The sequence below is a fragment of the Aminobacter sp. P4_D5 genome, from assembly GCF_056401815.1.
The window spans coordinates 1-624 of sequence record NZ_JBFUIP010000943.1; the positions used below are offsets into that span (position 1 = coordinate 1).

The 624-nt window shown below is 63.3% G+C and carries 2 protein-coding genes; both read right to left on the reverse strand.

All coding sequences use genetic code 11. The annotated features are described in order from the left end of the window. The coding region (locus AC1DWF_RS35945) for an ATP-binding cassette domain-containing protein (RefSeq protein WP_476843226.1) at positions 1–352 on the reverse strand (352 nt) is incomplete at its 3' end. Continuing rightward, positions 352–624, reverse strand: a 273-nt coding sequence (locus AC1DWF_RS35950) for an ABC transporter permease subunit (protein ID WP_476843227.1), incomplete at its 5' end; no start/stop codon positions are given. The genes AC1DWF_RS35945 and AC1DWF_RS35950, both read right to left, overlap by 1 nt.

Below are 624 nucleotides of genomic sequence, written 5' to 3' on the forward strand. Positions count from 1 at the left end.
CTGCCTGGTCCACGCGGCGGACGATCTCGTCCTTCGCCATGCCGCGGATCTTCAGCCCGTAGGCCATGTTCTGGAAGACCGACATATGCGGATAGAGCGCGTAGTTCTGGAACACCATCGCGACGTCGCGGTCGGCGGGCTCAAGCCCCTTCATGCTCTGCCCGGCGATGAGAACCTCGCCGGTCGTCTCGGTCTCGAGGCCGGCGACGATGCGCAGGAGGGTCGACTTGCCGCAGCCGGAGGCGCCGACGATGACGATCATCTCGCCGTCCTGAACGTCGAGATCGACGCCGTGCAGGACATGCGTCGCGCCGAAGGACTTCTTCACGTCGCGGAGAGCTAAAGTCGCCATTACTTCTCGGTCTCCGTCAGGCCCTTCACGAACCATCGCTGCATGAACACGACCACGGCCACCGGCGGCATCAGCGCGAAGACGGCCGTCGCCATGATGACGTTCCACTCGTTCTGCTGGTCGCCCGTGCCGATCATTTTCGTCAGGCCGACCACCACCGTTTCCAGGCTCCTATCGTTCACCATCAGCAGCGGCCAGAGATACTGGTTCCAGCCGTAGATGAAGAGGATCACGAAGAGCGCCGCGATGTTGGTGCGCGAGAGCGGCAGCAC